Genomic DNA, 1,320 nt, shown 5'->3' on the forward strand with positions numbered 1-1,320 from the left:
GCGGCCGGGTCCGCGGCGAGCGCGTGCGCGACCGGCGCGGCCAGCCACAGGCCGACGCCGAGGGTGTCCACGCCGAGTTCCTCCCGGACCGGCACGGCGTGCGCGTCGAGCTGGGCGAGGATGCCGTCGACATCCTCTGCGGGGTGGACGTTGGTGCAGTACGACGGCACCTCGGACGGCACCGCCGGTACCGACGACCCGGTCGGCACCGGCGGCGTCGACGTGTCCGGGGATGCTGTGCGCGGGATCATGGGCGCGCCCCGCGCAGGACGGAGTTGCCGGCGAACGTCTCCCCGGTCGGCGTGGAGTTCTCCGTGCCGTGCAGGACCAGCCTCCCGCTCTGCCCGTAGAAAGCCACCGGATTGTTCCACAACACTGTGTCCACTTCGGCCTCGCTGTACCCGGCGGCCAGCATCGCCTGCCCCGTCCGGTAGGTCTTCAGCGGATCCGACCGGCCCCAGTCCGCCGCCGAGTTCACCAGGACCCGGTCGGTGCCGTACCGGCGCAGGATCTCCACCATGCGGTGTTCGTCCATCTTGGTGTCCGGGTAGATCGAGAACCCCATCCAGCAACCCGAGTCGGCGACCTCGCCGACGGTCACCTCGTTCAGGTGGTCGACCACCACCCGCGCGGGGTCGATACCGGACTCGGCCACTACGGCGAGGGTGCGCCGGGTGCCCGCGAGCTTGTCCCGGTGCGGGGTGTGCACCAGCACCGGGAGTCCGTGCTCGTCGGCCAGTTCGAGCTGGCGGGCGAACGCCTTCTCCTCGGCGTCGGTCATCGAGTCGTAGCCCACCTCGCCGACGGCCACCACGCCGTCCTTGGCGAGGTACCGCGGCAGCACGTCGAGCACCTCGGCGCAGCGCGGGTCGTTCGCCTCCTTCGGGTTCAGCGCGATCGTGCAGTGGTGCCGGATGCCGAACTGGGCCGCGCGGAACGGCTCCCAGCCGATGAGGCCGTCGAAGTAGTCGGTGAACGCGCCGACGTTGGTGCGCGGCTGGCCGAGCCAGAACGCCGGTTCGACCAGCGCGCGCACCCCGGCGGCGTACAGGGCCTCGTAGTCGTCGGTGGTGCGGGACGTCATGTGGATGTGCGGGTCGAAGATCCTCACCGGCCGGTCCCCTCCTCGTCGCGCTGGTCGTCGCGCTGGTCGATGCGCTGGTCGATGCGCTGGTCGTCGTTCCGGTCGTCGTTGCGGTCGTCGGGTGGCGGGGCCGCGGAGGCGAGCAGCGCCTCGGCGTCGGCGGGCACGGCGCGTCCCGCGGCCCTGCGTTCGGCCACGTAGTCGGTGACCATCCGCGCCAGTTCCGCGTCGCCGCG

2 protein-coding genes and 1 pseudogene are annotated in these 1,320 nt (G+C 72.0%); all 3 read right to left on the reverse strand.

Annotated elements, in window-relative coordinates:
* Positions 1-170 (reverse strand): annotated as a pseudogene (locus tag SACPADRAFT_RS27450) (metabolite traffic protein EboE); the annotation flags it as partial.
* 77 nt (positions 171-247) lie between these two features.
* Positions 248-1,111 carry a TatD family hydrolase gene (locus tag SACPADRAFT_RS0212870; protein WP_007027647.1) on the reverse strand — a complete coding sequence of 288 codons (864 nt, stop codon included), beginning with the start codon at positions 1,109-1,111 and terminating at the stop codon, positions 248-250.
* A partial coding sequence (locus SACPADRAFT_RS32830; RefSeq protein WP_007027648.1) for a hypothetical protein occupies positions 1,108-1,320 on the reverse strand: 213 nt, incomplete at its 5' end. The genes SACPADRAFT_RS0212870 and SACPADRAFT_RS32830, both read right to left, overlap by 4 nt.

This window comes from Saccharomonospora iraqiensis subsp. paurometabolica YIM 90007, from assembly GCF_000231035.2.
Taxonomy (GTDB): domain Bacteria; phylum Actinomycetota; class Actinomycetes; order Mycobacteriales; family Pseudonocardiaceae; genus Saccharomonospora; species Saccharomonospora paurometabolica.